The sequence below is a fragment of the Terrabacter sp. Ter38 genome (assembly GCF_024519435.1).
Classification (GTDB): Bacteria; Actinomycetota; Actinomycetes; order Actinomycetales; family Dermatophilaceae; genus Terrabacter.
The window spans coordinates 414,780-438,848 of the sequence record NZ_JALJRZ010000002.1 but is presented as its reverse complement, the minus strand read 5'-3'; the positions used below and the strand labels follow the sequence as shown (position 1 = coordinate 438,848).

16 protein-coding genes are annotated in these 24,069 nt (G+C 68.3%); 7 read left to right on the top strand and 9 right to left on the bottom strand.

The annotated features are described in order from the left end of the window. Positions 1 to 160: 160 nt before the first annotated feature. Both NR112_RS06900 and NR112_RS06895 read left to right on the top strand, forming a co-directional pair. Positions 161 to 1,933, top strand: coding sequence for a hypothetical protein (locus NR112_RS06900; protein ID WP_256793242.1), 1,773 nt, complete (start codon positions 161 to 163; stop codon positions 1,931 to 1,933). Between the two features lie 1,179 nt (positions 1,934 to 3,112). Then, positions 3,113 to 3,328 (top strand): hypothetical protein, encoded by a 216-nt coding sequence (locus NR112_RS06895; RefSeq protein WP_256793241.1) that lies wholly within the window; start codon positions 3,113 to 3,115, stop codon positions 3,326 to 3,328. A 442-nt stretch (positions 3,329 to 3,770) separates the two neighbouring features. On the opposite strand, the gene NR112_RS06890 is transcribed toward NR112_RS06895, so the two are convergent. Then, positions 3,771 to 5,381, bottom strand: a complete 1,611-nt coding sequence (locus tag NR112_RS06890; RefSeq protein ID WP_256793240.1) for an MFS transporter — start codon at positions 5,379 to 5,381, stop codon at positions 3,771 to 3,773. A 2-nt stretch (positions 5,382 to 5,383) separates the two neighbouring features. After that, positions 5,384 to 5,557, bottom strand: a complete 174-nt coding sequence (locus NR112_RS06885) for a hypothetical protein (RefSeq protein WP_256793239.1) — start codon at positions 5,555 to 5,557, stop codon at positions 5,384 to 5,386. Positions 5,558 to 5,781: 224 nt separating this feature from the next. Here NR112_RS06885 and NR112_RS06880 point away from each other — a divergent pair, with 224 nt between their 5' ends. Next, a complete protein-coding gene (locus tag NR112_RS06880; RefSeq protein WP_256793238.1) occupies positions 5,782 to 6,639 on the top strand; it encodes an aminoglycoside phosphotransferase family protein in 858 nt (285 codons plus the stop codon). Between the two features lie 132 nt (positions 6,640 to 6,771). After that, positions 6,772 to 7,173, top strand: a complete 402-nt coding sequence (locus tag NR112_RS06875) for a nitroreductase family deazaflavin-dependent oxidoreductase (RefSeq protein WP_256793237.1) — start codon at positions 6,772 to 6,774, stop codon at positions 7,171 to 7,173. Positions 7,174 to 7,287: 114 nt separating this feature from the next. Here the strand turns inward: NR112_RS06875 and NR112_RS06870 are convergent, their stop codons facing one another. The 4 genes from NR112_RS06870 to NR112_RS06855 form a co-directional block, all read right to left on the bottom strand. After that, the gene (locus tag NR112_RS06870) at positions 7,288 to 8,244 is read right to left on the bottom strand and encodes an NAD(P)-dependent alcohol dehydrogenase (protein WP_256793236.1); all 957 of its coding nucleotides are present in this window, start codon (positions 8,242 to 8,244) and stop codon (positions 7,288 to 7,290) included. Between the two features lie 227 nt (positions 8,245 to 8,471). Next, on the bottom strand, positions 8,472 to 9,398 hold the full coding sequence (locus NR112_RS06865) for a hypothetical protein (protein ID WP_256793235.1): 927 nt from the start codon (positions 9,396 to 9,398) through the stop codon (positions 8,472 to 8,474). A 253-nt stretch (positions 9,399 to 9,651) separates the two neighbouring features. After that, on the bottom strand, positions 9,652 to 10,809 hold the full coding sequence (locus NR112_RS06860) for a hypothetical protein (protein WP_256793234.1): 1,158 nt from the start codon (positions 10,807 to 10,809) through the stop codon (positions 9,652 to 9,654). Between the two features lie 282 nt (positions 10,810 to 11,091). Next, a complete protein-coding gene (locus NR112_RS06855; RefSeq protein WP_256793233.1) occupies positions 11,092 to 12,273 on the bottom strand; it encodes a phytanoyl-CoA dioxygenase family protein in 1,182 nt (393 codons plus the stop codon). A gap of 163 nt (positions 12,274 to 12,436) precedes the next feature. On the opposite strand from NR112_RS06855, the gene NR112_RS06850 reads away from it, so the two are divergent. After that, positions 12,437 to 13,489 (top strand): LacI family DNA-binding transcriptional regulator, encoded by a 1,053-nt coding sequence (locus tag NR112_RS06850; RefSeq protein ID WP_256793232.1) that lies wholly within the window; start codon positions 12,437 to 12,439, stop codon positions 13,487 to 13,489. Between the two features lie 667 nt (positions 13,490 to 14,156). Beyond that, positions 14,157 to 14,483, top strand: a complete 327-nt coding sequence (locus NR112_RS06845) for a hypothetical protein (RefSeq protein WP_256793231.1) — start codon at positions 14,157 to 14,159, stop codon at positions 14,481 to 14,483. A 317-nt stretch (positions 14,484 to 14,800) separates the two neighbouring features. Here NR112_RS06845 and NR112_RS06840 read toward each other — a convergent pair whose 3' ends face one another. Continuing rightward, a complete protein-coding gene (locus NR112_RS06840) occupies positions 14,801 to 16,783 on the bottom strand; it encodes a potassium transporter Kup (RefSeq protein ID WP_256793230.1) in 1,983 nt (660 codons plus the stop codon). A gap of 442 nt (positions 16,784 to 17,225) precedes the next feature. Between NR112_RS06840 and NR112_RS06835 the strand changes: the two genes are divergently transcribed. Beyond that, entirely contained in the window at positions 17,226 to 18,614 is a 1,389-nt protein-coding gene (locus NR112_RS06835) for an alkaline phosphatase family protein (protein ID WP_256793229.1), read from the top strand. A 120-nt stretch (positions 18,615 to 18,734) separates the two neighbouring features. Here the strand turns inward: NR112_RS06835 and NR112_RS06830 are convergent, their stop codons facing one another. Further along, complete coding sequence (locus NR112_RS06830) at positions 18,735 to 18,887, bottom strand: DUF6440 family protein (RefSeq protein WP_256793228.1); 153 nt, start codon at positions 18,885 to 18,887, stop codon at positions 18,735 to 18,737. Between the two features lie 227 nt (positions 18,888 to 19,114). Next, on the bottom strand, positions 19,115 to 24,040 hold the full coding sequence (locus NR112_RS06825) for a BTAD domain-containing putative transcriptional regulator (protein WP_256793227.1): 4,926 nt from the start codon (positions 24,038 to 24,040) through the stop codon (positions 19,115 to 19,117). Positions 24,041 to 24,069 lie beyond the last annotated feature (29 nt).

Below are 24,069 nucleotides of genomic sequence, written 5' to 3'. Positions count from 1 at the left end.
CTTTCCCACCGATCAGAGGTACGCCATGAACAAGAACCGATGGCTAGCGACAGTTGGTGCCGTGGCCGTGGCGGCAGGTTCGCTGCTGACCTTGGGGCCGACCGTCAGCTCCGCCCAACCCTTTGGATTCCAGAGTCTCAACTCCGTCCAGAAGAGGCATGTGTCTGGCCTGCTGTCCTCCGAGCTCGACGTGAGCAACACGGCTCGACTCCGCGGCGCCGCGCCCGTGCGCAGCACCCCGAGAGTGCCCCAGCAGCCGGGACCGAACGGATGCAAGGCCACGCGCGGCTCGAACCTCAAGGTCAACGCCAACTGCCTGAACCTCACCGACGCCGATCTGTCCGGGCGCGGCCAGGCCCAGAACGAGACCTGGATCGCCGTGGACCCCAACGACTCGTCCCGGATCGTCGCCAGCTACAACGACTACCGCCGGGGGGACGGAACCTGCGGAGTCTCCTACTCCAACAACGCCGGACGCACCTGGGCTGACAGCACGACACCCAACGGCTTCGTCCGCGGAGACTTCGTCGGCAGTGCCAGGGAGTACTGGCAGGCGGGCGGAGACACCAGTGTCGCGTGGGACACCAAGGGCAACGTGTACTTGTCCTGCCAGGCGTTCAACCGGGGCATCGCGGTGTCGCCCAACCCGGACCAGTCGAGTGCCTTCTACGTCTTCCGCTCAACGGGCACCGGAGGCGCATCGTTCAACTTCACCGGCCGATCCGTGGCGACGCACGACGACACCGCCGGCGCCGGAGACTTCCTCCTGGACAAGCAGCTTCTGACCGTGGACAACCACGCGAGAAGCCGGTTCGCCGACAGGGTGTATGTCACGTGGACCACGTTCGCCGCAGACGGCACCGGCTATATCTACGAGGCCTACTCCAAGGACTACGGCGAGTCGTTCTCGGCTCCGGTGCTCGTCAGCAGCAACAGCAGCCATTGCGGCAACACCTTCGGGATTCCCACCCCTCGTGGCAACTGCAACGAGAACCAGGACTCGCAGCCGTTCACCGGACCTGACGGCACCCTGTACGTCGTCTACAACAACTTCAACAACGTCGTGACCGGTGCCGACAACCGCAATCAGGTGCTGCTGGCCAGGTCGACGGACGGTGGCGCGAGCTTCACGGCGCCCGTGAAGGTGTCCGACTACTACGAGCTGCCCGACTGCGACACCTACCAGGGCGCCGGTTCGGACCCAGGCAGGTCCTGCGTCGTCGAGAAGGGCGCGAGCCACAACTCGATCTTCCGGGCGAGCAACTACCCGATCGGCGGCGTGGACCCGACCGACTCCCACCGGGTCGTCGTGACCTTCGGCTCGTACATCAACCGCAGCTCGAACGAGTCCCGAGGCTGCACCCCTGACGGATTCGCCGCCGACGGCATCAACACCTACATCGGCGTCAAAGCCGGCGGGTGCAACAACGACATCGTCTACAGCTCCTCCACGGATCGTGGAGCCCACTTCTCCGGGGGGTCCATCGACCCGCGCCTGCTGCCGGTCGTCACCGACGCCAGGCGGCAGAGCAGAACCGACCAGTTCTGGCAGGGTGCGGCATTCACCCCTCGTGGGGTTCTCGTCGCGAGCTACTACGACCGCTCGTACGGTTCCGACAACTCCACCGGCTACTCGGACATCACGTTGTCCGCATCCCACGACCGGGTCGGCTTCGCGCACCGACGGGTGACCTCGTCGTCCATGCCCCCACCGACCCAGTTCGGAGGGGTGTTCATCGGCGACTACGCGGGCGTCGCCGTGACGCGCAGCACGGCATACCCGCTATGGGCTGACACCCGGACCGTCGACGAGTTCCTCTGCCCCGGCACAGGGACCCCGACGACGCCTCCGACCGTCTGCACCGGTTCGGCGCCGAACGCACCCATCGCGAACGACCAGGACATCTACGTGGCACCGGTACGCATCCCGTAGACGATCCGGTCGCCGCCCTCGGGTGCCCGCCGTCCGTGACGGGGCGCCCCTGGGAACACCTACAGGACCGAAGGAACCGCGGGTCAAGGCTCTTGACCCGCGGTTCCGGGCCCTGTCCAAGGGCGGGGTCGACCCGTCAAGCCTCCGACTTCAGCCCCGACCCGGGGAAGCTGCGCACTCCGCCGCGTCCGCTTCGCCGCGCCGCTCCGAGCGAGATCAGCCGCGAAGACGAAGAATCGTTCTCCGGACCGCTCACCAGTCAGACGGTCACCACGGATCCGGTATGCGGTCTCCACAGTTCGCCCATCAGTGACGCGATGTCCGCGCATCCTCTGTTTCGTTTCAACTGTCTCCGCCGTCGGGCCGCTTGCAGCGTCACATCGCCGCAAGCCAGGCGGTACAGCACCGTGCTCGCGCCCGGTGCCCACTAGCCCGTCGCCCTTCTGGTGCACGGCGGCCCGCAGCGCCCTGACCTTCGCGGCGTTGACGACCGACTGCGTGACGGTGTTGACGCCGTCACGGGTCGAGAGGTACGCCGACCATGTGCGCCCGACGAACGAGCGCGGGCCGGCGTCCTTGTCGTGCCCGACGAGACCATTCTCGCCAGCCTTCCACTCGGCGAGCTGGGCGAGTGCCGGCGCCGACAGGTGCGGGTCACCGACGGGCAGCATGTGCAGGTGCGGCCGCCACGTCGCGCGGATGATCCGGCCGAACCATGACGAGTACCAGGACGGCATACGGATGTCGCATGGAAGCCGATCTCGCGGGCGGCGCCCTCGCCGATCTTGCGCTGGGCGTCGGTGAGCCCGGCGAAGTTGAGGTCGATGTGCGAGCCCGTGTCGGTGGCGGCCGACGCGGCGTTCTCCCGAAACGAGCCGAAACCAGCGATGCCTTTAATGTAGAAGTCGGGCACACCGGCCGTTCTGGTGCGGATGGTGACGAGCCGGGCGAGCTCGTTCAGCATCGGCGGCAAGTGGGTACACATCGTCATGACGGGCGCGTTGGGGGCGCAGCCCTTCCATGTGGTCTCCGCGGACATTGGGGATCTCCTCTGGACATGGGAAGGCCCCGGCGGGACCGGGGCAGCGGTTGTGCGAATCGGGGACCGGGGACCGGCTGCGTCACGCCTGTTGTGACGGGCGCGGTCGTGATGACTGAGGGTGGGCAGAGCGCGTGAGGGTGAAGCTGTTCGCGGTCGACGAGCCGTCGCTTGGCAGTGCCTCGGTCGCTCGGGTTGAGGCCCCGGGCCCGGTGTTCGTTGGCAAGGGCGGGGTCGACCTGATCTGCGGGAGCTGCGAGCACGTGGTCGCGCGGGGCCTCGAGTCGGCCTCTCAGGTCGCCAACATCGTGATGGAGTGCACGAACTGCGGCGGGCTCAGCAGCACCCGCATCTGACCGTCAGGCTTGACTCGGGTCGCTGTCCTGATAGCCGCGCTCGCGCAGCTTTACGCTTGGGCAAGCCGATCTGCCCCGACTGCAGTCCTACCCCCCCATTGGCGCTGAGCGGGGACCGTCAGGCCTTACGCCTCGGGGACCGAGGTGTCCACGGAGGCCGCGTCACTTTGCGCGCAATGGAGGAGCAAGGCATTACCGAACCGAGCGTCACAATGGCCGACGACGCCTCTTGGCAACTGCCGTTCGGTTGAGCTGCGAGGGAATTGCGTATTTCCGCCGCGGAAGGGTCACTCTCTGGAGCGTAGGGCCGCTATGCGCCCAAGTACTTGATGGGGCGGCACAGGGATGTCAGCTCGATCGGACTCCCTCGCGAGCTTTTGACCCCCCTGTCGAGTCAGAGCGCATGTGCCGCCGGTTCGCCGACGTTGGCGAGTGTGAACGCTCAGGGTGGAAGCAGGTGCGTGGCCGTCGCCGGGGGGTCGGAGAAACCGAGGGCGGTCCGTTCGATGGCCTGGTCGTGGGCCGTCAGGCGACCCTCGTGCTGGCGCAGGTGCTCCTCCCAGGTCGGCACCCAGAACTGCTCGACGAACCGGTCCAGATGTTCGGCGTCGCGGTACAGCTCCCAACGGGTCGCCCCACTGCGCAGCCTCGAGCGGCGCATGGCGCCCATCGCGGCCAGCCAATCCCTCTCGTGCTCAGCCGCGACGGTATAGGTCACCGCGATCTGCACCGGCCCCGCCGAGGGCTCGGGCGGGAGGGCGACCCGGGCCTCACCCCAGTACGCGATCGGATCCAGCGCGTCGGCGGACGCGTCGGGCACCCGCCAGAACATTCCCATCCCGGCAACGGCCGCCGACAGCCCCGCTGTCACGACAAACGTGGCGAACAGGTCGATCTGATTGGCCACCACACCCCAGAGAAGGGCTCCGAGCGCTTGGCATCCGGTGAAGACCATCGTCCAGATCGCGAGGACACGAGCCATCACCCACCCCGGCAGGAACAGCTGCAGCTCCCCGACCAGTGTGGAGATCGTCGTCGTCCAGGCCAGGCCCGCGCCGACCAGGATCACCAGCGCCGCGGGGTAGCCCTGCACCGCAACCAACGCTAGCAGCGACGCGGCCATCAACAGCCCCGCGGCGGTGAGTGTCGCGTTTGTCGACAGCACCCGGCGCACCCGGCCCAGCACGAGCGCGCCGGCGATGGCCCCGATCCCCAGAGCCGCGAACATGACCCCGTAGCCACCAGGTCCCGCTCCCAGCCGGCGCGTCGCGATCAACGGCAGCAGCGCCCACAGGGCGGATGCGGGAAGCAGGAACACCCCCAGCCGCAGTAGGACACGCCTGACGTCGGTGTCATGCCAGGCGTAACGACCACCCGCTCGCAGCGCCGGCCAGAACCGTTCACGGCCACCAGGGACCGCGGTGGGCGTGCGATGCCAGAACAGCAGGCCGACACCCAGCGGAATCACCGACAGGGCGTTCAGTGCGAACACGGACGCGACGCCCCACCCTGCGATCACCAGACCCGCGAGCGCCGGCCCGGCCGCTCGGGCCACGTTCACCCCGACCATCTCCAAGCGCGCGGCCGACCTGAGCTGGTGCCGCGGCACAAGCTCGGGCGTGCTGGCCTGCAGGGCGGGCAACTGCACCGCCGCCCCCGCACCGAGCAGGAACGTGAACACCAGCAGCAGGGACGCCGGCATCCGCCCGGCCAGCGTCAGCACCAGCAACGACACCCCGGCGAGGAGGAAGTACACCTGGACCGCGAAAAGCAGCCAGCGCTTGTCGAAGGAGTCCGCCAGCACACCCGCTGGCATCGCCATCACCATGACCGGCAGCGTGTTCGCCACCTGCACGAGCGCCACCACCGCTGCGGCGTTCGGCGAGTCGAGCAGCAGCCACTGCGCACCCACCGTCTGCATCCACGTGCCCATCCCGGAGATCAGCACCCCGACCCACAACAACGCGAACACCCGCTGCCGCAACGGCGCCCACGGCGAGGACTCCAAAGCCGATGGCTCACCCGCCGCGACAGGGTCTCCAGGACGAGGCACCGTCACCCCTCACCGCGCGGCAGACACCGCGTATCTCCCACCACGAAACCGGTGGTCCCAGTCAGCGGCGCCGTACACCGGAGGATCACGCCGCCGGTGAGACCATCGACCTTCTCAGGAGCGTTCTTCCCGCCGCCACGCGTCGAGCCGGCGCGTACGGAGAGGCGGTTGTCCATGCCGCCACGCTAGGGCCCGACGACCTGAACTGGGAGATCCTGCCAGTACCTCCCTGGACGGGACCCGCTGGCTCCCGACCAGACGTCTCCATACACGAACGACGACGCGAGCGACGACGTCCTCAACTCTGCCCCGGTCGCGGCTGGACATGCGTCCGACCGCCGCCTGACGGGCGTCGACACTGCTGGCTTCCGGTGAGCCAGTAGATGCGAGAATCGGCGTCGTGGAGGCGGATGTCGTTTCGCGCGCGGTGGCTGCGGCAATGGCGCTGGCCAAGGATTCAGGGCTGCATGTCGAGGACGTCGCCGTACTACACAACTCGAACAAGCTCGCGCTCCGTATGACCCCGTGTGAGGTGTTCGCCCGAGTGGCACCGTCGGGGCACCAGATGGCCGCGCTCGAGGTCGAGCTTGCCCAGCGACTCGCAGCAACGGCAAGCCCCGTCGCGGCGCCCGAACCCAGGGTCGCGCCGGGGGTCTACGAGTGCAACGGCTTCACCGTGACATTTTGGACCCTCTACGAGTCGGTGCACGCCGAATGGGGCTCCCCGTGCAGCTACGCCGACGCGCTGCACCGCCTGCACGCGGGTCTGCGCAGCGTCGACATCGAGACGCCGCACTTCCTGGACCGCGTCACCGAAGCTGAACGTCTGATCGCCCACCGAGACAAGACTCCGACACTCGGCGAGAGCGACCGGCAGCTCCTCCTGTACACACTTCACGACGCGACTAAACGGATCCGGGAACGCGGCGCCACCGAGCAGCTGCTCCACGGCGAACCGCATCCCGGCAACGTCCTGAACACCCCCGGTGGCCTGTTGTTCATCGACTTCGAGACGTGCTGCCGCGGGCCCATCGAGTTCGACGTCGCGCACGTGCCCAACGAGGTCAGCGCGCACTATCCCAACCTCGACCACGTGCTGCTCGCAGAGTGTCGACGGCTCGTTCTTGCGATGGTCGCCGCCTGGCGCTGGGACGTCCGCGATGAGTTTCCGGATGGGCACCGACACGGCCGCGACATCGTGACCTTGCTGCGCCAGGGTCCGCCGTGGCCCGTACTCGGAGCCCTCTCCGCCGAGTAGATGAACCCACCAGCCCAGCCGCAATTCACTCACCATCCACCAGATCGCCACATGCGACTTTTCGCCGCGCCGGCGCACAGTGCGGTCCCCGCCGTAAAGTGGCCGGGTCGGTTCAGTCGAGAGGATCCCGCCGTGGAGCCTGACAGTTCTCTGGGAGAAGCCACCCGGGCAGCGTTGACCCACAGTCAGATCATCGATCTGACGACCACTGGCCGACGGACCGGTCAACCACGGCGCATCGAGATCTTCCTGCACCATGACGACGACCAACTCTTCATCACCGGGATGCCCCGGGCTGACCGTACGCGTGACTGGATCTACAACATCGAAGCCGATCCCCACGTCGTAATTCACCTGAAGGCGTCGGTCGTCATAGACGTGCCCGCTACCGCCCGAGTGGTCACCAACATTGATGAACGCCGACCCTTCATCGAAGCGGCCGCCAAGCGATGGCGTCGCACGGATGTGTCCGACATGCTCCGGCACAGCCCGCTCATCGTGCTCACGGTCGACGACTCGGATGACCAGCACTAGGGCTTCTAGGAGCTGCATGTCCAGCGGAGGGAACTGAGCCCTTCCGGGCGTTATCGCGTCGGATCGCCTGCCCGGATCTGCGGACGCCGCAGCTGCAGGCCCCTCGATGGTGTTTCAGGAGACCCTGATCACGACCTTGCCCAAGGCGCGTCCCTCTCCGACACGAGTCAGCGCGGCTGGAACCTCGTCGAGTGTGAAGAAGCGGTCGATGTGGGTACTCACCTCGCCCGCCGCACACAGCGCGGCCAGCGGCTCGAAGAACGACGGGCCCTGCTTGACGGCGAGCACCCCGATCCTCCGACCGGTCACCCGCCCGGCCACGGAGCCAAGGGTGAGCACGCGCAACAGCGTCGGAACCGACCCACCCACGCACCGATAGCTGCCCCCTGGCGCCAGCGCACGCCGATAGGCCAACACCGAGCGATGCGCGGCCAGATCCAGAATGAGGTCGTACGCCCCGGCATCACGGGTGAAGTCGTCGCGGTCATAGTCGATGACCTCGTCCGCCCCGAGAGCCGACATGAAGCCCAATTTCCCGGCGTTGTCGACACCGGTGACGTGAGCGCCGAGCCGCTTGGCCACCTGGATCGCAAAGGATCCAGACCCACCGCCGGCACCGTTGATCAGCACTCGTGCTCCCGACGTCACCCCAGCGGTGCCCTGCAACGCGATCGCACCGGCCTGCGGGATGGTGGATGCCTCGGCGAACGTCATCTGGGCCGGTCTGTGGGCCAATACCGACTCCGGCGCGACCGCGTACTCCGCGAAGCCACCCTTCAACGCGAGGTTGTCGCCATACACCTGGTCTTCCGGCTGGAACCGGGAGACCCCTGCCCCGACCGCGTCGACCACCCCGGCGATGTCCGATCCCAGCGTCCGGCGCGCCGGAGAGCGCAGCCCGCCGATCCGCGCGTATGACGGCGACCCGCGCAGACACTCCCAGTCGCTGAGGTTGACCGACACCGCAGCGACCTTCACGCGCACCTGACCGGCGCCGGGCATCGGCACCGGCACATCCTCAACACGGAGGCCGTCAGGGGATCCGTACCGGTCGTAGACGACCGCCTTCACTCCCGTCTCCCAGCACACCACGTCATGACGGCAACGTAGCAATGCCGACGACCGCTCCGCGGAATGATCTACTGAGTCCCTCAGCGTTCCTGGTCGGGTGTCAGCTCAGCTCAGAGCCAAGAAACGTCAGGGCGTAACGGTGACGGTCCCGACCGGATCGGGCTCGGGGCGCTGGTGCCGCCCGCACCAGATAGCCCTTTCCCAGACGATTCAGGGCATTTGTGCCCCTAAATGGGGTTGGACCAGTCGCGTCGGGTGGCGACGAGCCAGTACGCCAGGAACATCGCGATCTCGAAGTACTCGGTGAGGATGACCGAGTACGGCACCTGCCGCCAGATGCAGACGCCACCGATGAGCAGTCCCACCCACATGAGGCCACTGATCAGCCGGTATGTGAGTAGCGCTCGCTTCGATGTTGGCGGCGCGGCGGACCGGTCCGCTTTGCTGCGCAGGCTAAGTGGATACGCGTGGCTTGCGGCCGCGAAGGACAGGTTGGCAATGAGCAGCCCCGCCGCAGTGAAGTGCAGGACGCCGAAGATGCTCACGCCTCCAACGAGTGTCCTGCGGCCGAAGAGGAGGAAGCCGCCGACGATGACCAGCAGGAAGACAGCTTCAGCGACCCAGGAAATCCCGACCAGGATGCTGGCGAACCTGGTCTCGTCCTTTCCCCAGCGGAAGGACCGCCAGTGCATGAGGCGCCAGTCGAAAAAGGTGAACAGGGCCGCGCTGATGAGGAAGGCCCACAGGACGACCCGCAGGTTGTCCAAGATCTGGGCTTGGGTGAGCACACCCAGGTCATGGGGGTCGCGCGCCGGGGCGGCCACGAGCATCGGCGTGAAGTTGTTCGGCACGAGGGCGACGAAGAACGCGTTGAAGCCGGCGAAGTTGAGGGCGTAGTCCTCGAGCTTGGAGCTGCTCTTGTACGCGATCAGGCAGACCCCGGTGGCCATGAGGGCGCCGACGAAGACGTCGCGCACCGGGCCCGCGTACGAGTCGCTGATCGAGTCGCGCCACACGCCGCGGGTAAGCCGTTCCCCGACGGTGGCCAGCATGAGGAAGACGGGCGGCAGGACGAGGATCATCCGCAGGTAGCGATACGTCTGCAGGGTGATATTGCTGGTGCCCTCGGCGACACCCGCCATTTGTGCGGCCATACCTCTTGACGGTACGCGCGCCAATTTAGGCATGCACCGGATTTGCTGAGTTTGTGCAGATGTTGGTCGCCGCACTCGGAGCGAGCGATTCAGACGATGTTGTCGTCGGCTCTGACGAGTCACACCCGGACAGTCGATTAGGCGGGCTGGACGCGGCGCGCGCCAACCGACGGTTTTCAAGGGTGTTGGCGTGGATGCACCATACGCACTCGACGCGAAAGCCGTAGTCCAGCAGCTGCTGCGCTATTCGACCCTACAAGACCGCCATTTCCCGCTCTTGTTCGATAACGGTCACCAGGTCGGGATCTTCCCACCACACCAAGGATCCATCACGCTCGGCGATGCTGACGACGTCGCTGTACACGTCCTCGTTCACGCCATCGATGACGGTTGAGGCCTTCGTCGCGAAACGTGTCACGTCTGGTCCGAGTCCAACGAGAGTAAAGGTCACATCGACCGACTCCCCCTCGTCGATGTGCACTTCAGCGGTGGGTCTGGGGTCCTGCTCATCGCCGATGAAGATCGCGGGCCGGGGACCGGTGCGCAACTCTCGATGACGCTGCGCTGGAGCCAACAGGCCGGCCACATCCCATTCAGCTACCAGGGCCACGTAGTCCCGGGCGGCGGACAGCTCATCGTCGCCACCACCATGCGCAGGGCTGGCGGAGGCAGAGAACGGATGAGTTTTCAGAACACGCGCCAGAGCGCCCCCCTCGTCTGTTGGCGAGAGCGAACTCTCGACAGACACACCGGAGGCGAGGACTTCTTCAAGGAAGGCCAACGCGCGGTCCCGATCGGGACTGTCGTCCTCCAGAGCGCGCAGTAGCCAACGCGTGGCACCAACGGTCGTCAGACCCGTGTCGGCCGCGATCAGCGCCGCCCATGCCGTGCCCAGCTCATCTCCGGTGACAAGCGATACGACCACCTCTGGGTCAACAGCTGCGGCGACCTTCACCTCCACGCTCAACGTCTTGGACAGGTCCAGTTCGGCCTTCCCCACGGCCGCCCCACCGGGAAGCTCCGCTACCGAAACGCCAATCGCTGGCAGTCCAAGACGCACCGTGGACGGTGAGACGCGGTTGACCACCTTGAGGACTGGCGACCGCGTCCCTTGGTCATCGAGGAACACGAACCGGCGGCGTCCCCACTGTGGCACGATCGTCAGCGCCCGATCAGAGACGCAATCCAAGGGCCCGCCAGCGCACTGAATGACCGCGACCTGCGACTCAACGTCCTTTCCGACCAGACGGCGGAAGGGCGCCAACGTCGGCGACCACACCTTGATCAGTTCGAAGGCGCTGGGGAGAACGTCGTAGGAACGGCCTTCGAGCCAGACCGAACACCCCAGACGCACCACAGGGTTCACCAGAATGTGGCGCCCAGGATCCGTCAACCAGTTCAGATTCGACAAGTCAGCCTCCTCGAACACCCGTCTCCACATCTTCACAGCAAGAACGAGCGTGCGTGAGCTGAACGCCCGGATCTACCGAGACGACTGGGTCACTCCGCAGCGAGCGGGGCGCAGGCTATTGCAGTGCCTGCTCGATCAACGGGTCAACGGAAGCGCGCATGTCTGGCGCCGGATCAACGCTGCCGTGCTGCCGTGCTGCCGTGCTGCCGTGCTGCCGTGCTGCCGTGCTGCCGGGTGGCCCGGCGGGCGGGAGGCGCACCCGCCGGGCGCGCACCGGTCCGGCTAGTGGCTGTCGCGGGCCGACTGCTGCTGGACCAGGGCGGCATGCAGCTCGGCCGGTGGCACCTCGGCCGCCAGCGCGTCGGCGACGAGATCGGCCTGGGTCCGCGGCGAAAGGCCGTCGACGGGCTGGTCCCTGTCGAGGTTCGTCGGGAAGGCATAGCCCTCGGCGCTCGCGGCGATGACGTTGGCCACGTCGCGCGGCGGCATTCCTGCGGCTCGGGCCGCGAGCAGCGCCGGGTGGACGGCCGCGACGACGCGCGCCCGGTCGACCGTCTCCATCGCCCGGCCGAACGCCGAGCTGACCTGGAGGAGGTTGGCCATCCGGCGTACGTCCGTCGTGTGGTTCGTGCCGGCCGCGTGCAGCAGCGCCGGGTTGAAGAAGACCGCGTCACCGGCCGACAGCGGAAGCTGCACGTGGTGGGCGACGAAGTAGTGCTGGAACTCCGGCCGCTGGTAGGCGACGTAGCCGTGCGTGTACTTCTGGCTGTGCGGCAGATAGAGCGTCGGCCCGGACTCGACGGGCATGTCGACGTGAGCGACGGCACCCTGCAGCGTCAGCGCCTGCGACAGAGCGTGCACGTGCGCGGGGTAACTCGCGCACATCTCGGCCGACTGGAAGCCGAGGTGGTAGTCGCGGTGCACCGTCTGTCCGGCACCGCCGGGGTTGACGACGTTGAGCTGGGAGGTGACCTGGTAGCCGGGCCCGAGCCACGCCTGCGCGACGAGCGCGACGGCGTCGTTGGCGTAGTAGTCGACGAACGCCTCGGGGTCGGCGACAGCGAGCTTCTCGAGGGCGTTCCAGATGCGGTCGTTGGCTCCAGGCTTGGCGAAGTGGTCGCCCGCGGCGGTGCCGCTCGCGCGCTGCTCGGCGATCATCCGCTCGAAGACTGCGGTCGCACGGTCGAGGGGCGCGGCGTCGAAAGCGCCTGCCAGCACGACGATCCCGGGTCCGTCGGAGAGGGCACGCGCCAGCTCGGCCTGCACGTCGGCTCTCCTCGCGTCGTCCGCGGACGTATGCCGCAGGGTGGACCAGTCGTAGACGAGGACCTCCCGCTCGACGCGGGCCGCGTGTGGGTAGTCGGCGAGCTCGGTCCGATCGGAGAGCACCGCGAGCAGGTCGGGGAGTCGGGCGTCCTCGGGACGGATCCAGCCCGTTCGTGAGCTGGTCGATGTGATGGTCATGGTGCCCTCCTCGGGCGGATCGGCGGTGATCGGGTGGGTCGGTGCACCGCTCGTGTGGTGCTGCGGCGACCTCTCAAGGATGCGGCCGACACCGGTGCCACCGAGTGGCGAAAGCACCTCAGAAAGACCTCAGGACGGGCATGCCGGGGTTACGCTCCGGAGCGTGGGCCCCCACCGAAGCCACTCGCACCGCGTGCGCGACATCGCCGAGCAGTCCGGCCTGTCGCCGGCGACGATCGACCGGGTGCTCCACGGTCGCCCGGGGGCCAGCGCGCGGGCGGTCCGCGCCGTCGAGCAGGCCGTGCTCGACCTCGACCGCCAGCAGACTCAGCTGCGCCTGGCGGCCCGGACCCTCCTGCTCGACGTCGTGGTCCAGGCCCCGTCGCGCTTCAGCTCGGCAGTCCGGGCCGCCCTCGAGGACGAGCTTCCGGCGCTGCGCCCGGCTGCGGTGCGGGCTCGCTTCCACCTGCGCGAGAACGCCGACGTCGACGCCGCCGTCGCGGTGCTCGACGGACTCGGTCGTCGGGGGCGCGTCAGTCACGGCGTCGTGCTCAAGGCACCCGACGACCCGGCCGTGGCGGCCGCCGTGGGGCGCCTCGCCCACCGCGGCATCCCCGTCGTCACACTCGTCACCGACGTGCGCGACAGCGCACGGGTGGCTTATGTCGGCCTCGACAACGCCGCGGCCGGCGCCACCGCTGCCTACCTGGTCTCACAGGTCCTCGGGGACCGTCCGGGAGACGTGCTGCTCACCCTGAGCCGGTCGTTCTTCTTCGGCGAACGCGAGCGCGCCGACGCCTTCATGGCCACCCTCGAGCGCATCGCGCCCGGCCGGCGGGTCCACGCGATCACCGACAGCGACGGACTCGACGCCACGATGGGCACCCTCGTCGCCGCCCTGCTCCGGTCGCAGGCCAATGTGCGCTCGGTCTACTCGGTCGGCGGCGGGAACCGAGCCATCGCCAGCGCTTTCACGGCTGCTGGCCGGGGGCCACAGGTCTTCATCGCGCACGACCTCGACGAGGACAACCTCGACCTGCTGCGTTCCGGGGTGCTCACCGCCGTCCTGCACCACGACCTCCATGCCGACATGCGCAACGGCGTGCGCCAGCTGATGCGCGCCCACCGGCTGGTGCCCGGCGCCCCCACCTGCGTCGCGGCCAACGTCGAGGTCGTCACCGCATACAACATCCCTCCGCGCATCCACGCCCGCTGACCGCAGACGCCCTGTGAGGTCTTTCTGAGGGACAGAAGTGGTACCGGGTCGCCGGTGGGCAGACCACGCTGGGGTCATCAACCGGGACCACGACGTCCTCGGTCGCCTCGGCGGATCGGTGCACGGTCGTGGCACCGTCACCACTCTCGAGGAGAGAACCCATGCGCGTTGGCCTCATCGGTCTCGGCAGGATCGGCTCGTTCCACGCCGACACCCTGTCCCAGCTGCCCGCCGTAGACTCCCTCGTCGTGACGGACGTCGTCCCGGCTGCACGGGACCGAGGACAGCGTCGCCGCCGGATGGAGCGACACGACACCCCTGCGCAACCTCGAGCCGGGAGCAACCTGGCCTGCCGGACCGCCGGCCACCTTCTTCATGGACCGGCTCACGACCGCCTTCCGTGCCGAGCTGCAGGCGTTCAGTCTCCATGTTCAGCGCGACGTCCTCCTCGCTCGTAACGCCCGGCCGGGCGCCTTGGTCGACTTGAGCCGGCGCACCCACCCGCGGACAGTCTCAGCCGTGCTCACCCCGTGCCGGGCCGCACCTCATTCTGCAGGTCGAACACGACGCGACGGATTTCCCACACGGCCATGTAGCGGACTCTCAGCATCTGGCCCTAATCTCTGCTCGCTGCGGCCGCGCAGCCCTTGCGAAGTGGAGGTATTCGGTGACGGTCATCAAGTCCCTCTGGGCCAGCGTCCAGGGCGACCCGGTCTTCATGCGCCGGGTCAACGGCTGGTTCACCATCTTCTGGCTCGTGATGATTCCGGTGTCGCTGGTGACGCACTGGGTCAACTCCGTGGTGTACGTGTCAGCTCTGTCGTTGTGGGCTCTCGTCTCGGGCCACTGGTCCGCGTGGCAGGCCGCTCGTGTCGAGGTGAAGCAGCACGAGGAAGCCCAGGCCGCCCGCCACGAGAAGCTGGCTGAGGAAGTCGTCGAACGGCTCGTGGAAGAGACAGACGTACAACCCCAGCCCACGACTCAGACTGTCTGAGAGGCGCGGCTGCTGGCGCGGTCTCCCCTCACCGGGTAAACCGCGACCTTCGCGAGGGGGCGGTCGCCAGGACTACCCGTCTGCGTCAGTTCGCCGCTAGCGGGGCACACACTGATACGCGTGTTCGGCCTGCTGGCTGGTGTGTCGGCACGTTGGAAAGGTGCTGCCGGGGCGATCAGGACGACACCCCAGCGGCCCCGTACGAGGGCGACGTAGAACAGACGTCGTTCGTCGGCGTGCGGATGCGGCTCGGGGTCGGCCCTGGCGAGGGACAACGCGGGGTCATCCCCCACGCCGTGTCCCGAACCACCTTCCGGCTAGAGCTCGATGTGGGCGCCCATGACGATGGTGCGCTCGGGCGGCAGGTGGAAGACCTCCGTCCGGTTCGCGGCGTTGTGGTACATCCACGCGTAGAGGCGCTTGCGCCACGTGCGTAGCCCACGGTGGCCCGTCGCCTGCACGGTCAGCACCGAGAGGAAGTAGTGGGCCTCGTCGAGATCGACGTCGAGCGCACGCGATGTTCCGACGGCCAGTGCCAGTCCCTTGGGGATGTCTTGGCTGTCGGTGAAGCCCACGTGCACCTTGACGTGCACGAACCCGTCGGTGGCGTCGCCCAGGTCGTCGACCTCGACGCGGTCGACGTGGCGGATGTGGGGCACGTTCTCGTTGACGATCTGCACGAGGACGACCCGTTCGTGGACCACCCGGTTGAAGTCGGCGTTGGCCCGTAGCGCGAGCGGCGTCGTTGTCGCGTTGGGGTGCGGGAAGACGGCCACCCCGGGAACGCGACGGACGAGCTCAGGGTGGTCGTGAAGCACCTTGAGGAAGAGCTGGAGCGGGCCCTCGAGGTCTCGTTCCTCGGCATGCAGCGCATCGGTCCCGCGCCTGAACGTTGTCATGACCGCGACGACCAGGGCCGCGATGATGAGCGGTAGCCAGCCGCCGTTGACGATCTTCGTGAGGTTGGCGCCGAGGAAGGTCAGCTCGACGGCGACGACGAGCACGATGTACACGACGAGCTTCCACGTCTGGACCTGCCACACGTACTTTGCCAGCAGCAGGAAGAGCGCGCTCGTCAGCAGCAGGGTGCCCGTGACCGCGAGCCCGTATGCCGCGGCAAGCCGGCTCGAGCTGCGGAAGGTCGCGGTCAGCACGAGCACCCCGACGAAGAGGATCCAGTTCATGACGGGCACGTAGATCTGGCCGCCCTCCTCACGGGAAGTGTGCCGCACCGCGAGCCGGGGCAGCATCCCCAGTCGCACGGCCTGCCGCGACACCGAGAAGGCGCCGGAGATGACTGCCTGCGAGGCGATCACGGTGGCCACCGTGGCGAGCAGCACGAGGGGCAGGGTCGCCCACGACGGAGCCAGCAGGAAGAAGGGGTTCGACACGACGGACGGGTCTGCGAGGATCATCGCGCCCTGCCCGAGGTAGTTGACGGCCAGCGCGGGGAAGACGACGAAGTACCACGAGAGGCGGATCGAGCGCGCTCCGAAGTGACCCATGTCGGCATACAGCGCCTCGGCGCCGGTGATGGTCAGCACCACCCCACCCATGGCGACGAACGCGACGAACGGGTGCTGGGCGACGAACATGAACGCGTAGGTCGGCGAGATGGCTTGGAGGATCAGGGGGTTCGCGACGATGTGAGGCAGACCAAGCACGAAGAGCACCGTGAACCAGAGGACCATCACCGGACCGAAGGCCTTGCCCACGACGCCCGTGCCCCAACGCTGGATGACGAACAGCCCGGACAGCACGACGAGCGCCATGGGCAGCACGAGATCGGCAAGGCTGGGGTTGGCGACCTCGAGTCCCTCGATCGCCGACAGGACCGAGATGGCGGGCGTGATCACCGCGTCCCCGTAGAACAGGGCGGCGCCGAGCAGGCCCATCGCCATCACCATTGCGAGCCGACGAGTGCCTTGCAGGTGGCGGCGCAGGAGCGCCACGAGCGCGAGGATGCCACCCTCCCCGTCGTTGTCGGCCCGCATGGCGAGGGACACGTACTTCATCGAGACGACGAGGGTGATCGACCACAGGACCATCGAGATCACGCCGAGAACATCACCTCGGGTGGCCCGCACCGTGTTGTGCTCGATGCTGAAGACCGTCTGCATCGCATAGAGCGGGCTCGTGCCGATGTCGCCGAAGACGATGCCCAGCGCGCCCAGCGCCAGCGGAAACGTCCTGCCGCTGCGGTGATGGTGGCCGTGGATGCCGCTGGGGCGCGCCGCATCCGGTCCCGCGGATTCTGGTTGCCGCGCGGCCGGCGGTGTCGCTTCGCCCGCGGACGTCACAACGTCATCGTGGCACGGGTGCTGGCGAGCCGTCCGACGAGTCCGGCAGATCCGGTAGATCACGGGCCTCACCAGATGTCCGCACTCGCCGGCACAGGCACGGAGCAGCGTGCGACGCTCCTATGCTTCGTCAAGCACCTGGCGTGGTGTTTTCGAGTAGGCGATAGAGGTCGCGCACCTTTGCGAGTCCTGGCGACATCGCGTTGCCGGTGAGGATCGTCGCTCGGAGTGAGCGTGGCGGTACGGGATCCAAGATTCTCTCCGGGGGGAGACCGGCGTCGCCAAGCCCTTCCCTGACGGGGCGGCGGGGTGAAGGCTGATCGTGTCGGTATCCAGCGATCGAGAGGAGGCCGTGGTGGCCTCAGGGCGGCGGCGCAGCACCAGGTCGAGTACAGCGGCGACCGGTTCGACTCGCTCGGCGGGGCTGAGTGGGCATCGGGTCGTGGTGTTCTTGCAGGAGAACAAAACGACCGACTTCTACTTCGCCGGGCTGGCGCCGTGGGGTGCGGCGGTACGTCATGATCGGCCGTTGCTCTCGGCGCCGCCGAACTTCGACCAGCCTCATGATCGTTCGGCCTGGGTGCACTACAAGAGCGGGGACTACCCGGCCTTCGATGTGCAGGTCGACACCGACACGGTCATCCCGTTCTACGCCTGGCTGGCCAAGCAGCACACCTTCTGCGATCACCATTTCGCGCTGGGCTCGAACTCAACCTCTGGGCACATGCTTGCGGTCGGCGGCCAGACGCCGACGTTGAAGAACCCGCCCTTCGTCGGCGCCCACCCAGTGTGGAACCTGCCTACCGTGTTCTCTCTGGCCCAGTCGGCTGGAGTCTCATGGGCGGCGTTCCCCGACAACGACGGCTACCCGACCAAGTACTACACGCACCTGACCACGAGCCCAGCCACCGACAACATCCACCCGCCGAGCCAGTTCATCCCGATGGCCAAGGCCGGCACCCTGCCCCAGATCTGCTACGTGTGGAGCCCGGGCGGCTTCGACGAGCATCCGCCTGCGACCAGCAACCCGAACTACGTCAAGAACGGCCACGACCTGATCTGGCAGCGTGTGCAGGCCGTGATCGACGGCGGCGGCTGGTCCGACACGACCTTCATCCTGACCTGGGACGACTGGGGCGGGTACACCGACTCCGTCGCGACGCCCGACAGCGAGACCGCCGTCGACAGCCTCCACCCCGGCGGTTTCCAAGTGATCGGGGGCTCCCGGATCCCGCTGATCATGTTCGGCGGGAAGGTCAAGCAGGGCATCGACAACCGCTGGCACTCCCATGCCAGCATCGTCACGACCATCATCGACCTGCTCGGACTGCCCGCCATCGGGATCGAACGGGTCGACCAGGCGATCTCGATGGCCGACCGCATCGACGCCACCCTCTCCCGACCGCTGCCCCCTGCGTTCGGGCTCAGCATCAGCCAGCCAGACCCGCCAAACCCCGCCCCTGTCCCCCAGGACCCGCCGGCGTGGACGGGGGCCTCGGGACAGCCGTTGCCCGACCTGGTCACTCTGGACGGGTCGACGGTCCCCGCGCCGGCCGACGCGACCGTCCACCCCAAGCCGCCCACCCCGCCGGCCACGGGCGGGGGCGGGCCACCCCCATCACCCCCGCCCCCGTACCTGTCGGCGCTGGTCGACAAGGCCTGGGTCAACAAGACACCCGCCGAGCTCGCCGACGCACCGCTGTCCGCGCTCAAAGGCATCAGCGCCGCCAAAGCTGACGCGCTCGGCAACGCGCTCGGCGCGACGACGATCGGCGAACTCGCCACCAACAAGTACCTACTGGCAGCTCAAACCGTTACGAGGGGCCACTGAGCCCCGAAAGAATTCCCCGCGCCAGTCCCTCCACTCCAGCACGCGTAACGGTGGACGCTGCGGGCACGGGACGGCGGCCCTTCGGGGGAACCACCGCCCAGTTGCTAGACGGGCGAGTAGTCAGGCGTCGGTGGTTTCGGTCGCCTGGCTGTTCACGACCGGGGAGCCGTCGGCGTTGACCAAGAGGGTGATGGAGGCAGCGAAGCCATCCCAGGTCTGCAGGTAGCACACTCCCGTCTCGCGATCTCGCAGGATCTGGGTCCGCGAAGACATGCCCTTCTTCCGCTCCCCCTGGGACACAATGACGCTCGATCCTGGACACGCGGTCCCGTTCCTGCCGAACCACCATTCTGCGGTACCCAAACCGCGCACATCAGTCTGACCGCGCGTCGCCAACGACACGCTCGCCAGCCACTCTCGCGACGAAGCAGAGGCGCCGTCCGGACTCACCGCGTCCCGACGGGCCCTCACCCTGTCTCTTGACAGGAAGCCACGACATGTCAGCTCGGCTTGCAGGCCGGCGAATATGGTCTGTCGGGCAGGTATTGAGACCACTCTGCTCGGGTGAGTGTGCGTCCAGCCACGGTGCAGGCTCGGTGTTGGAGCGCGGTGGATCCGACCGCGATCCGTCTCACCGTCCCATCGGCCTGGAAGGTGGCGAGGGTGTCGTTGTCGAGCCAGCCGGCAGCCATGACGGGGGTTGTTCCCCCCGTCAGGCGCGGGCCGACCGGGCTCGCGGTGGCGGCATCCCAGAGCTGGACGGTGCCATCAGCGGCATACGTCACCAAGGTGTCGCCCGTCGGGCCGAAGCTGGACCCGAAGATGGCGGCGCTCGCCGCGCCGAGGGGTGTCCCCAGATCCTCCCCGGCTCCCGTTGACAGCGTCCACACGCGGGCGCTCCCGTCGCTGTCCGCCGTCGCCAGACGGCCACCGTCGGGTGAGAAGACGACCGAGAGTGAGTTGTCGTCTGCGCTGTGGAACGACCGGACGGCTCCGCTGCCGTCTGCCCGGATCAGATCGGTGGCGATGTGGGAGACCCCGACAGCCAGGTGCGATCCGTCCGGGCTGAACGCGATGATCATGACGCTGCCCGCGGATGGGGGATCGACCGGGTGCCCGAGCTGGCGATGCCACAGGACCTGTCCGCTGACCAGGGACATCGCGGTGAGGCCTCCTGCGACATCCCCCCAGGCTATGGTCCGGTCGTCGGGGGAGATGGCGACCGTGCTGGGTTGGACAGGTGTGTGGATCGTGGGATGAACGGAATACGGTCGCCCCGACCGGAGGTCCCAAAGGCTGACGAGGTTGTTGCTGGTGGCGACGGCGCCGATGTCGCCGTCCCGACTGACCTGGGCATCGTTGGCGTTGCCCCCGGGGGCGGTGGTGTAGGCGCTCAGGCGGCCACCACCGGGAAACCGGGTGATCAGGACTCTGCCGTCGGCGGTGCCTACGAGCATCCTGCCAGCCGTCGGGGTGACGGCCACGTACGACCCGGCCATGACGTCCGGCGTCACCCCGCGGACGGAGCCGACCGCCCCAATGAGGCCGAGCCTGTCGGTGAGATCCCACGCAACCACGCGGCCGTCCGTCGCAGCACTGACCAGGGATTGCCCGTCCGGGGAGAACGCCACACCGTTGACCCGCCCGTCATGACCGGCGAACGTGGCACGACGCTGCCCGGTCGCCACATCCCACTCCACGACCGAACCGTCGTCGGATCCGCTGGCCAAAGCCGAGCCGTCGGGCGAGAAGGCCATGGACTCGACCGAGGCGGCCGATGATCCGAGTACCCGGTAGGGGGTCAGACCTGCCCGTTGGACGAGGCGGATCTGGGTGCCGGTGGCGACGGCGATGAGGCTTCCGTCCGGCGTGATGGCTGACCGGTCACCCTCCAGCACAATGGGTTTCGCGACACGACTGCCGACATTCCAGAGCACGGCCGGCGCGTTTGCCGTGAGGTAGTGCCCATCCTGGGAAAGGTCCACGGTGGTGGCATACGGAGTCTTCGCGCCCTGGGCGCTCCACACGACCGCGTGTGTGCTGGTGTCCAGGACCTCGGTCTCCCCGGACATCATCACCGCCGCGAGCCGCGGTGCGCGGCCCGCGAACCGCAGCGCCACCACCGGGGATGGTGTCGTAACCGCCGGTCCCGAAGCAGCCCTGGTCGAGGGGTTGACGAACTCGATGTGGCCCGTGGCTGGGTCACCGCGGCCGGCACCGCCCAGGGCCAGAACGGTTCCGTCGGGCGAGAAGGCGGCAGCCTGCGTGCCGTTCGGACCTTCCCCCATGGTGGTCGTCAGGCCGGTGCCGAGGCTGAACGCGTCGGCATGGCGGGTGCGGTCGATGGCGACGACGATCGGGCCTGGGCCGCCGACCGCGACCGTGTCCAGTCGCTGCCCGGTCCCGGTGAAGACGCGCGTGGCCTGGGGTGCCTTTGCCTGCGCGGCGAGCAGTGCGGATCGGGCCGCGACCCCGGGATCCAGCATGGCTGCCTGGGCGGCAAGCAGGAGGGAGACGTCGAGGCGCCGTGTCGTCAGCGCCTGCGCCGCGAGTCCGCGCGCAGCCGACTGGGTCGCGGTCCGGTTCGCCGCGTCCCGAGCGTGCAGGGCCAGACCCACAGCACTGGTCGCCACCAGCAGGGCTACGGCGGCGACCGTGGCGACGGTCCGCAGGCGGCGGTTGATCTTCCGCTGCGCACGCAGGCCCTCCACCAGGTCGAGTCGAACCCGCGAGTCGGCGCGTTCGCTGGCGTCGATGAACGCGGTCTCACCGGCGGTGAGCCAGCCACGGCCGTCATGCACGAGCTCCAGAGCCGCCGACAGCCTCGGGCCCCGCAGCAAGTCAGCGTCCAGGTGACCACCTTCCGCCCACGTGCTCGCGGCCTGTCCGATACGGGTCCTCATGGCTCGGGCTTCCGAGTCGGCGGCAAGCCACGCGGCCAGCCGTGGCCACTGCGCGAACAGGGCCTCGTGAGCCACGCTGGCATGGGCTTCGTCCACCGTCACGAGGCGATCGGTGACGAGCCGGTCCAGGGCGCGTCGGGTCGGGCCGGCGCTGGCGATGGAGTCCAGCTGGACAAATCCGCGCACGACGGAGTTCCCCTCTCCCGGTGAGGCCATCCGCACCAGGATCTCCCTGGCCGCCGACCGCTCGTCATCGTCAAGTCCCGAGTAGGCGCGTTCCGCCAGTCGCGCGACGGCATCCCGTATGCCGCCCAGCTGGTGATAGGCGGCCAGGGTGAGCAGCCCGCTGGGGCACAGCTCCCATAGCTCGCGCATCGTCGTGGACAGCAGTGGCAGCGCGCCGAGCTCACCGGATACGTCGGCGACGATCGCCTGGACCAGGCCCGGTTCGCAGTCCGTGCCGGCTCGGCGCAGGGGGACCTGGATCGCCCTGGCCAGTTCGGCGTCCGTCATGGACCCGACGAGCAGCTGTGGTGCCGAGCCCAATTCGTCCAGTCGCGGGTCGCCGACAACGGTCGTGTACATGTCGGACCGGACCACGAGCACCACTCGGCTGCCGTCGCCCCGCGCCCCCTGCAGGGATCTGACGAAGTCGTCACTGGAGCTCGGGTCCAGGCCGAACAGCTCCTCGGCCTGGTCGACGACGAGGAGGTCCGCGGCCAGGGGGTGTCTCGTGGCGGTGAGGCCGCCCAGGGTGGGGGTGACCAGGTCTATGCGCCACTGGTCGCTTCCCGGAATCGCACCTGAGAGCAGGGCAGGGATCATGCCCGCACGCACCAGTGAGGACTTTCCGACACCGGAGGCGCCCACGACGATCAGCGAGCCGGCGATGGCCAGCCGGGCGATGCCGAGCGCGACCAGTTCCTCGCGACCCACGAAGAACCCCGCAGAAGAGGCGTCGAATGGAACGAGCCCCGGGTAGGGGCAGGCGGGTGCGCCGGTTGCCAGGGCTCGGGCGACATTCGCGGCAGACTCCACGGCCGAGAGGTCCAACAGGCTCGTCACGAGGGCGGCCTCCCCCCGCCTGGCCCCGGACCAGTCTGCCGTCGCTGCAACCATCGAGTCCGATACTGCGTTTCGTAGCTTCGACCCCGCACGAGCCTCGATCTCGGCATGGACCCGCGCGGGTATTCCGGCCGAGTCCTGAGCCACCTGCATGGCCACCTCGAGCGCCATCGCAGGTCCAACATAGGAGGCGGCCACCCTCGCGATCTGGTCCGGCTCCAGCGGGCTCAATCGGACGCTCCGCTCGCCCGTCGGGTCGATCCGCGCCAGGAGTGCGCCAAGCTCCGGCGTGACACACGCGTCACGGATGGCGAGAAGGACCAGTATCTGCCGGCGGCGGGTGGCCTCGATCCACTGCTTCAGCAGCCTCCACTCGGTCGGCGTCGAGGTCTCGACATCGTCCGCCAGGACCAGGACGGGGGCGCCTCCGGGGTCGGTATCCGCGGGTTCGTCGACCTTCGTGGGTGCGTCGGCGCCACGCCATTCGACAACGCTGCCGGCAGAGGCGTGGACTTCGGCCGCGAACGCACGTAGGAGCCTGCTGCGGCCGATACCCTCCGGGCCGCTGACGATGACGCAACCGCCATGGCCGGAGCACGCGAGGGACCACGCCTTCCGCAGCGCGTGGAGCTGGTCGCCGCGACCCTCCAGGCCGGGGTGCGGGCGAGCCGGCGCCCCCGCCGATGGCGCGTGGAATCCCAGCGCTGCGTCGTTGGTCAGGATCGCATGCTGCAGATCGTGCAGCGCCGGCCCGGGCTCGATCCCCAGCTCGGTGACCAGGTGGTGGCGGGCGCGCCGCACCGTCTCCAGGGCATCAGCCTGGCGACTTGCCCGGTACTGCGCGAGCGCCAGCGAGCACCAGAGCCGCTCGTCGAAAGGACTTTCGTCAACCAGCTCCGCGAGCCTGGGCACCAGCTCGACGTGCTTGCCGAGGCGCAGTTCGGCGTCAACCAGGTCAGCCACCGCGTCTGCCCGCAGCCGTTCGAGGCGATCGGCGGCGGCACTCAGTGCCGGGAACTCGAGTAGGTCACACAGGGCGGGGCCGCGCCACGTCGCCAGCGCGAACTGGAGTTGAACCGCCGCGCCTGCCGCGTCGCCGGCACCCAGCCGAAGCCGCGCTCCGGTGACGGCGGACTCCAGCACGAGGCTGTCGACATCGCTGGGCCGCACTCGGAGCCGGTAGCCCCCTTCGCCGCGGGTCAGCAGGAGCGGTGGGGTGCCCGGTGCTCGGTCGGGCTCGAGCAGGCCACGAAGCCGGGCCATGTAGGCGTGAAGGGTGCGCTCAGCAGTGGGTGGCGGAGACTCGGCCCAGACGCCGTCGATGAGTCGGCTGGTCGCGACCTCCCGGTCGGCGTGAACCAGGAGCAGAGCGAGTACGGCCCGCTGGCGGGGCCCACCCAGGGCTACCGGGCCGTCGGGCCCGGTCACCCGCAGCGGGCCGAGCACCGAGAAGTGCATGAAACATCGAAACACATCCGTGCTGCCGT

Excerpts from the sequence above, each read along its gene's own strand:
- NR112_RS06885 (WP_256793239.1), bottom strand. The coding sequence starts at position 5,557 with ATGGACAACCGCCTCTCCGTACGCGCCGGCTCGACGCGTGGCGGCGGG.
- NR112_RS06865 (WP_256793235.1), bottom strand. The coding sequence starts at position 9,398 with ATGGCCGCACAAATGGCGGGTGTCGCCGAGGGCACCAGCAATATCACC.
- NR112_RS06855 (WP_256793233.1), bottom strand. The coding sequence starts at position 12,273 with ATGACCATCACATCGACCAGCTCACGAACGGGCTGGATCCGTCCCGAG.
- NR112_RS06830 (WP_256793228.1), bottom strand. The coding sequence starts at position 18,887 with ATGTCTTCGCGGACCCAGATCCTGCGAGATCGCGAGACGGGAGTGTGC.
- NR112_RS06825 (WP_256793227.1), bottom strand. The coding sequence starts at position 24,040 with ATGCACTTCTCGGTGCTCGGCCCGCTGCGGGTGACCGGGCCCGACGGC.